Source organism: Halochromatium sp. (assembly GCF_054919635.1).
Map to the genome: position 1 here is coordinate 1 of NZ_JBUDPI010000142.1, position 8651 is coordinate 8651.

The window sequence follows — 8651 nt, forward strand, 5'->3', positions numbered from 1 at the left end:
GGACACCGCGCGGGACGCACCCTGACGACCGTCCAACTGCTCTTTCTAGGTTAAATGCCGCCAGTCGGGCTGGGCCATAGGCCCCAGGGCTGCGGCATATGAACCAGAGCGCCGAACAGCCGACGTCACAGCTGCAGATTCCAGGCATCTGCGAGCTTCAGACCTCAGACAGCCGGTTCGATTGCTGACTTAAACCGGTCCGATTCCTGCTTACCGAGCCCTTGCTTACAGAGCCGACAGCGATCTGGACAACCAGATCGCCATGCATGGGAGATCCGATGTCTAGCGATGAACAACAGTCCGAGACCAAGCGCGGCCTCAAAGACCGACTCAAGGACCTGAAGCCAGATTCTGGCCATCCAACCAAGCCCGGCCCGACCAATCCCAGCGGCGGACCACCTTGGCAGAATGCCCTCTATGCGCTGATCGCGATCTTCGCGCTGTCCACGGTCTTGAGCCTGCTCCGCTCGCCGGCGCCGGAGGAGATCTCCTATACCGAGCTGAAGCAGGCGGTTCGCGATGGGCGTGTTGCCCAGATCACGTTCGAGGGCGAGCAGGTTAGCGGGCGGTTCCTCGAGTCGGAGGAAAGCCAGCGCAGCACAGACGGCGCGCAAGACAGCGGCTCGGGCAAGGCTCAAGGCAAGGCTCAGGGCGAGACCCAAAGCGACACCCAGGGCGAGACCCAGGATAAGGATGCGAGCGCGGCCAAATCCGAATCGGAACCGGGAGCCGAATCCGAATCCGGAGCCGGAGCTGAATCGAGAGTCAAAGGGGAAACTGGACCTCAAGCTGGCGCTGAGCCCGATACCAAAGCCGATGCGAAGGCCGAGGCTGGCAACAGCGACGCCGAGCAGCTCGGTGGTAGGTTCATTAGCACGCTACCCCAGGTGCAAGATCCGGGGCTCCTGGATCTCCTTGAGAAGCATCATGTTGAGATCGATGCCGAGCCGACGGAGACGGGCTTCTTCGGCCGGGTCTTGATGACCCTGCTGCCCTGGCTGCTGATCCTCGGCCTGTTCCTCTACATCAGCAATCGCATGCAGCGACGGATGATGGGCGGTGGTGGCGATGGCCAGGGCGGTGGACTCTTTGGGATCGGCAAGTCCAAGGCGAAGCGCGTCGAGTCTGAAGAGGTCGACACCAGTCTCGAGGAGGTCGCAGGACTCGAGAACGCCAAGGCCGACCTGCAGGAAATCATCGACCATCTCTCTGATCCGCAGCGCTTCCGCGCCCTGGGTGCCAAGCTACCAAAGGGCGTGCTGCTGGTCGGACCGCCGGGTACCGGCAAGACACTCCTCGCGCGTGCCGTAGCCGGTGAGGCGGGCGTGCCTTTCTTCAACGTCAGCGGCTCAGAGTTCGTCGAGATGTTCGTCGGCGTCGGCGCCTCGCGCGTCCGCGATCTGTTCAACGATGCGAAGAAGCAGAGCCCCTGTGTGTTGTTCATCGACGAGATCGACGCCATTGGTCGCTCGCGCGGCGCCGGCATGGCCAGCGGTGGCGGTGGCAACGACGAACGCGAGCAGACGCTGAATCAGATCTTGAACGAGATGGACGGCTTCTCACCGCACGAGGATGTCGTGGTGCTCGCCGCAACCAATCGGCCCGACGTGCTCGATAATGCCCTGCTACGCCCTGGACGGTTCGACCGCAAGGTCTACTTGGAGCTACCCGACCGGGACGCCCGCCAGGCGATCCTCAAGATCCACGCCGCCAAGATCGTCTTGGGCGAGGATGTCGATCTGGAGCGCGTTGCCGAGCGCACGGTCGGCTTCTCCGGCGCCGATCTCGAGAACCTGGTCAATGAGGCCGCACTGCTCGCCGGCCGCGCGAAGAAGGGCGTGGTCGACATGTCGCAGTTCTCGCAGGCACGCGACAAGATCGTGCTCGGCGCCGAGCGCGAGCAGGGCATCGGTGACGAGGAGCGCGAACTGGTCGCCTATCATGAGTCGGGCCATGCGCTGCTGGCCTGGTTGCTGCCGAATGCCGACCAGCTCGACAAGGTCACGATCATTCCGCGCGGACGCGCCCTAGGGGCAACCGAGCAGGTGCCGCCGGAGGAGCGTCACACCTATCGTCAAGACTACTTGCGCGATCGCATTGGGGTGATGTTGGGCGGACGCCTCGCCGAGCAGGTGATCTTCGACGAGGTGACTACCGGTGCTGAGGCCGATCTTGATCAGGCCACCAATCTGGCCCGGCGGATGGTCAGCCGTTGGGGCATGAGTGAGACGATCGGCCCTGTCTCGTTCAAGTATCCGGACGACAGTGAGCCTATGCTCGCCATGGGACAAGCGCGGAAGTTCAGCGAGACGACCGCCGAGCGCATCGACGCCGAGATCAAGTCACTCATCGAGGGCATCGAGCAGGACTGCAGACGACTCATGGGAGAAAACCACGAGCGCCTCGAGCGCTTGGCCAAGCGCTTGCTCGAGGCCGAGACCTTGGGTCGGGAGCAGATCGACGAGGTGCTAAATCAGCAGCATTGACCCGTGCAGACTAGCCGTCTCGAGCGGGCTGAGCAGCGAGCACCGTTAGAGGGACAGCGCTTGAGCGGCGATGATGCCCGAGTTTGTCGCCGGCTCAGCGCTCAATGAATCGGTTGCTGCTCGGCGGCGCTTCGCAAGCTCGCTGTGTAGCGCAGCGCCGTAATTGGCTTTGACCTCCAGCCAGTCGCGCGCGCTGATATGGATCGGCGCTGGCGCTGGGAAGTCTTTGAACCAGGGCCCGTAAGAAGGCTGCAGTACCTGCTCGCGCTCTGCGGCGAGGACGGCCAGATCGGCCAGCTTGACCGCAGATGGCTCGGGATAGACCAAGTCGAAGACCTCGGCGACGACGGCACTGATGCGCGCCTCCACCGCCTTGTATTCCGGCATCACCTGCTTGAGCGGGCTGACCATGTCGCCGATGTAGGCCTCGGCGGCATCGTGTAGCAGCCCTTCGAGACGCAGCTCAGCCGGTAGCAACGAGGCCACGTGCAGGGAATGCTGGGCAACGCTGTATGGGAACAAAGCGGCACCGTTGAAGCGGTTCATCAACGACAGCGAATGCACGATGTCGTCGAGGCGCACCATCTCGGGCTGCGGGTCCTGCAGGTCGAAGGCAATGCCGGAATAGGTGTGGATGTGGACAGGTCCTGCTTGGGTCATCGTTGGGCTGGGTCGCAGTCGTGCGGGGTCGAGTCAGCAGCATCGCTGGGGACTGACGATACGCCAGCGTTCTTGGCGATGTCTATTGGGCGCGCTGGGCCGTCGGATCGAGTTGCAGCCCAGACGAGCAAACCGAAGGCGGGCCGCGCTGAAGGCTACCCAGGCAGCAAAGGCCGCAGCGGACAGGGACAGCGGCAATCGCAAGAGGTTCAAGGTGATCACAGAATGACCGATCTGACAGGCAGATGACAGAACTGCAGCGCCGGTAAGGCGATGTCGCTTGGCTCTAGCGCCCTATGCACAGGGTTATCCACAGCAGTCGTGGATAAGCACGGGGTTGACAAAGACCCGATAGTCTCGTCGCAACCCGATCCAGTCAAGACGCTAAACAATTGATTCTTCGTACGCGATCGGGCTGTGACCAGTTCAAGGACACAGCTCGCAAGGCACTGACCTGTCGATGCATTAGGTGAATGATCCATGAGCGATCAACAGGGTTGTCCACAAAGGCTGTGAATTGACGGCTCAACAGCGGCGCGGATCGGAAGCCGATCCGCGTCTTTGGGCGGACCTCCCAGTGCCCATCTTTCAGTGCCCATCTTCCGTGCCGATCTCCCAGGGCTAATCTAGTGGCTGCCGCTAACGCCCTTCGGCGGCCCGGACTCGATTTGACCGGTCTCCATCCGTGCTTTGTGGATCTCCTCGAGCTTGTAGAAGCTCTGCTGAAGCTGGAAGAAGCCGTGCCAGTGGGCCCAGTCGGGTCCGGCCATCATCGCGCCATGGCGGGCGCGGCGCCCTTCGTGATGCCATAGGTGGTAGAAGGTGATCTGGAAGTCATCTTTCCAGGGGTTATCCTTCAGCAGCCCCGCCGCCGCCAATTCGTCGCGCATCTCTTTCGCCGGCTCCCAGTAGGCCTCGTTGTAGAGGCGCACTGCGGCGTCTGCCTGATGGAAGAAGCTCTCGGTATGCAACTCGCCGTGACAGGCGGTGCACACCTGCTTCATCTTCTCCCTACCCGCAGGACCGTCGCCGAGCAGCGGACTCATCACATCCTCTGAGTTCCGCACGTCGGAACGCTTGGCCCAGAGGTTCCAGTACAGCCGCTCGCTGACGTTGTGAGTCGTGCTGAGCTCACCGACACCGCTCATGTGACAGGTGGCGCAAGTGGGCGCCCGATAATCCCCAGGCTCCCAAGCGTCTGCGGCCGAGTCCCAGCGCCATTCATGGCCCTCGGTCGCGTAGAGCTGGCCATGCTTGCTGTTCTCGTAGACCTCGATATCCGGATGATCGGGACCCAGGTGGCAGGACGCACAGGCCGCGGGTCGCCGCGCCTCCTCGATGGAGAACCGGTGGCGGGTGTGGCAAGCGCTGCAGCTGCCGGTGCTGCCATCCGGATAGATACTTCCCATGCCTGAATTGGGCCAGGTTCGCGCCGTGGGTCGGCCATCGTCATCAAGCGTGATCTCGGTGCCATGACACTGCATGCAGCCGGTCATGTCTGGGGCAGCGCTGAGCTCAGGGTGTCCGCGACCTTCGTGCATATGAACCAAGGCGTGCAGGTCATCCTTAGGGATCTGTTGGCGATAGGCGCGAAAGTGTCCGCTGCGATCGAACTGCTCCTGCTCGCGCGGATGGCAACGCCCGCAGGTGTCTGGCGACACCAAGACGGAGATATAGGTATCAGTGCCGACGAGCGACTCATGCTGGGTCGCATTAGGCGCATCCGCGGAGACCTGATGGCAATCGAGGCAGGTAACGCCAGCGTGCGCATGGCGGCTGCGCTTCCAGTCGCTGATGATGCCCGGATTGTCCTGCTTGTGGCACTCGACGCAGGTCTTTCCCACCTTGGTGACCCCGCGGTCAATAACTATCGACTGTAGCTGACTGAGGTCCCCGAGCGTTTCCCCTTTCTTCTGTTGGGCCTTCTGTTGGGCGCCCTGTTGACTCTTGCCTTGTCCAGTCGCCTGGTCCTTCTCGGCCGCACCCTGTTGGGTCACGGCGAGCGCGGCCGGGTCGGACTGGGCTGGGTCAGATTGGGCTGGATCAGACTGGGCTGACTCAGACTGGGCCGGCTCGGGCTGCCCGGCGGCGGGGCCAGCCAGGAGCGCCAAGCTCATCGCAAGCGTCGTCCATCTGTTCATGGGGAGTCTCCTCCGTTGGGGGGTGGCGGCAGTGCCATAGCAAGATCCTGGTGCCCAACGTGAGCGTGGCAGCTCACACACTTCTTCTCGATCTCACCGAGGAAATACGGGCGATGGGCGACGAAGGCAGGATTGTTGCCACGCGCGTCCTCAAGCTCGCGGTGGCACTTCAGGCAACCGGAGTCGAATACATAGCGCTCGCGGTGGGCGAGCCCCGCCTGCCAATCGATCGTCTCGAGGTCGTAGGTGAGCTGCGCCCAGACATCATGAAGACCGAAGCGCGCCTTGGTCCAGAGATAGCTCGCAAGGCTGTCGTGGCGCAGGTGGCAGTCGGTGCATTGCGCAGCGAGGCCGTTGGGGTTGCTGCCTCCGTGAACGTCTTCCCGGAAGCTGCGAGCAAAAGGCTCCATGGTATGGCAGGTCGTACAGAAGTCCGGGCCCGAGGTCGCGTTCAGCGACGCTTCGGTGATCATCCAGGAGGCCGTGACGCCCACAGGGACGACGACGATGGCTAGAGCCATGACCAGTAGCGCCTTCTTCATTCTCTGCCAACCTCCTGCGACTGACCCCTGTGACTGACCGCTGCGACTGACCGCCTTCCTCCAACGGCTCTGATCGGCAAGCCCGCCGCTGCGTCGACCCTCGTCGTGGCCTTAAGCACCCACCTCAAGCACCCAACATGCCAGAGTAGGGATCTTCGGCCTCAGGCTACGCGAGATCGCTGCAATAAGGCGCAGGGCCTGGCGCTGCGATCGCCAAGCAGTCAGCCTGTGGCCAGTCTGCGACCGGCGACCGGTGTGAAATCAACCGCAAGCGGTCGTTTTGCACCGCGGCTCAAGCTGCAGACTGATGAACCAGAAAGCACGACTTGATACAGTTGCAACCTGGCTGCGACTGGGAATTGACACCCGTCTTGAGCAAGGTTGTCATCGATGATCGAGCAAGAGCACGCTGCGCCCGAGTCGATTGGAGGTATTCATCAAGATGGGACATCTGTTAAGCGACAAATCAGCGTTGGTTCCGCTGATCGACCGGCTCAACCGTTACCCGATTGGCCTGGTCGATAGCCCTCGCCTTCGCCAGATCCTTGGCCTGCTCTTCGATCCGCGAGAGGCCGAGGTGGCCGCCCGCTTTCCGCTCACCGAGGCCACGCAGGCCGAGCTAGCCGAGCGCACTGGACTACCACCGGCGGAGCTGGATGGGATTCTGGAGTCGATGGCCAACAAGGGCCTGGTGATGGATCTACCCGTCGGTAGCGAGACCTACTACCTGCTAGTGCCAGGACTGATCGGCTTCATGGAGTTCAGCTTCATGCGCGATCGTGGCGATCTGCCTCAGGCCGAGCTGGCGCAATTGATGTCCGAGTATTTGCGTGAGCAGGGCAAGGACGGGCAGGCCGGCGAGTTCTTCGGTAGTCGGTGGCCGTTGACCCGGGCGTTGGCCTATGAAGACCAGATCCCGGTGCAGTCGCGCATTACGCGTTGGGAAGATGCCCGTCAGATCATCCGCGATGCAGACTTCCATGCAGTGACGATGTGCTTCTGCCGGCACAAGAAGGTGCACGAAGGAAAGACCTGCCAGCAGGGGGCGCCAGTCGAGGCAATCTGCATGGTACTTGGCGAGGGCGCGCGCTTCCTGGTTCGCCGCGGCATGGCCGAGCCGCGCAGTGCCGATGAGATGCTCGCGATCCTCGAGCAGGCACGTGAGCTTGGCCTGACCCACATCACCGACAATATCCGTGAGCGGCCATCGTTCCTCTGTAACTGCTGTCGCTGTTGCTGCGAGCTGTTGGCTGGCGTGCAGATGGGCTTTAATGAGGGTATCGCCAAGACGCCCTTCCTTGCTGAGGTCGATCCCGAGCGCTGTGACTACTGCGGCGCCTGCTTGCGTGCCTGCAATGCCAAGTGCATCAAGCTTGCCGAAGACGCGCGCGACTCGATCACCGATCGGCGTTGGGCGGCGGTGGACCCCGAGGTCTGCCTCGGCTGCGGCGCCTGCATCCAGGCTTGCGAGCAAGGGGCCTTGACCCTGGCACCGCGCGCGCAGCGCCCGCGCCCACCGCGTGATCGCAATGCGTTGTTTGCCCGTATCCTCTGGGACAAGGGCCGGTTGATACCCTTCATCACTGAAGGGCTACGCCGGGGTGTCGGTCGCCTCCGGCGACGGCCTTGATCGAATCGCAGCGATCAAGTTCCAGCGTTATTGTGCTCTCGACCAACCCAGAGCGATGAAGCCGCCCGTGGTCAACCCCTCGACTCCGATCTTCTCCGGCCCAGCCAAGGCGCTCATCATCTTTGCCGCCTTCGTCGTGGCGGTCGCCGGGATGCGAGCGGCATCGCCAATTCTGGTGCCACTGCTGCTGGCCATGTTTGTTTCGAGCATTTGTGCACCGGCCTTCTTCGCGATGCAGCGTCTGCGCATTCCTGCAGTGCTCGCGCTGATGATCTTGCTGCTGGCGCTGGTCGCCATTTCGCTACTGACCGCCATCATCATCCAGATCGGCATCGGCGACCTGCAAAATCGGCTCCCGGCCTATCAGATGATCTTCCAGGACCAGTTCGACCAGATGTTGGTCTGGCTCGATCAGTTCGAAACCGGCGCCGACGATGAAGAGATCCGGGCGCTATTCGATTGGCGCTCGGCCTTCAATTTCTTGCGCACATCCCTGACCAAGGCGACGGGATTCGTCGGTCAGGCCCTGTTTGTGCTCTTGCTGACAGCGTTCATCCTGCTTGAGGCGCAATATCTGCCGGGCAAGTTGCACGGTATTCCCGAGTTCTCGCCGGCTTTCTGGCGACAATTCGATCAGGTCGTCAGTGATGTACGCCGCTATATGAGCATGAAGACCCTCACCAGCTTGATGACGGGCGCCTTGGTGCTGCTGTGGGTGCTAGCGCTCGGAATCAATTTCGCGCCGTTGCTCGGGTTCTTGGCCTTCGTACTGAACTATATCCCGATCATCGGCTCGGTGATTGCTGGGGCTCCAGGCGTCGCGCTGGCGCTGGTCGAGCAGGGACCCGGAACGGCCCTAGTGTGCGCGCTTGGCTACATCGCCATCAACGTCGGCATTAGCAACATCATCGAGCCGCGTCTGATGGGCCGCGGCTTCGGACTCTCACCCTTGGTGGTCATTGTATCGCTGGTCTTTTGGGGTTGGGTGTTCGGGCCGGTCGGTATGCTGCTGTCGCTACCCTTGACCAAGACCGCAAAGATCGTCATGGAAGCATTCCCTGACTCACGCTGGGTGGCCGCCCTGCTCGGTGGGCCGCACCGGAAAGAAACGCGATAGGAGCAGTAAGGTCTAGGCGGGAGGCGCAGGCAGCACCCTCTGATCGGTCTGGGTGACGGCCCGAGCAGTGCACGG

General features: G+C 62.3%; 6 protein-coding genes. 3 read left to right on the forward strand and 3 right to left on the reverse strand.

Annotation, left to right across the window (positions count from 1 at the left end):
* Nucleotides 1-278 precede the first annotated feature (278 nt).
* Nucleotides 279-2486 (forward strand): ATP-dependent zinc metalloprotease FtsH, encoded by a 2208-nt coding sequence (gene ftsH, locus ACY693_RS10125; RefSeq protein WP_462321708.1) that lies wholly within the window; start codon nucleotides 279-281, stop codon nucleotides 2484-2486.
* Nucleotides 2487-2531: 45 nt separating this feature from the next.
* Here ftsH and ACY693_RS10130 read toward each other — a convergent pair whose 3' ends face one another.
* The 3 genes from ACY693_RS10130 to ACY693_RS10140 form a co-directional block, all read right to left on the reverse strand.
* Nucleotides 2532-3146, reverse strand: a complete 615-nt coding sequence (locus ACY693_RS10130) for a hypothetical protein (protein WP_462321709.1) — start codon at nucleotides 3144-3146, stop codon at nucleotides 2532-2534.
* A gap of 626 nt (nucleotides 3147-3772) precedes the next feature.
* Nucleotides 3773-5287, reverse strand: coding sequence for a multiheme c-type cytochrome (locus ACY693_RS10135; RefSeq protein ID WP_462321710.1), 1515 nt, complete (start codon nucleotides 5285-5287; stop codon nucleotides 3773-3775).
* Nucleotides 5284-5829 (reverse strand): cytochrome c3 family protein, encoded by a 546-nt coding sequence (locus tag ACY693_RS10140; protein ID WP_462321711.1) that lies wholly within the window; start codon nucleotides 5827-5829, stop codon nucleotides 5284-5286. Before ACY693_RS10140 ends, ACY693_RS10135 begins: the two co-directional genes overlap by 4 nt.
* A gap of 442 nt (nucleotides 5830-6271) precedes the next feature.
* On the opposite strand from ACY693_RS10140, the gene ACY693_RS10145 reads away from it, so the two are divergent.
* Both ACY693_RS10145 and ACY693_RS10150 read left to right on the forward strand, forming a co-directional pair.
* The gene (locus tag ACY693_RS10145) at nucleotides 6272-7459 is read left to right on the forward strand and encodes a 4Fe-4S binding protein (RefSeq protein ID WP_462321712.1); all 1188 of its coding nucleotides are present in this window, start codon (nucleotides 6272-6274) and stop codon (nucleotides 7457-7459) included.
* Nucleotides 7460-7514: 55 nt separating this feature from the next.
* Entirely contained in the window at nucleotides 7515-8576 is a 1062-nt protein-coding gene (locus ACY693_RS10150) for an AI-2E family transporter (protein ID WP_462321713.1), read from the forward strand.
* The last annotated feature ends 75 nt before the right edge of the window (nucleotides 8577-8651 follow it).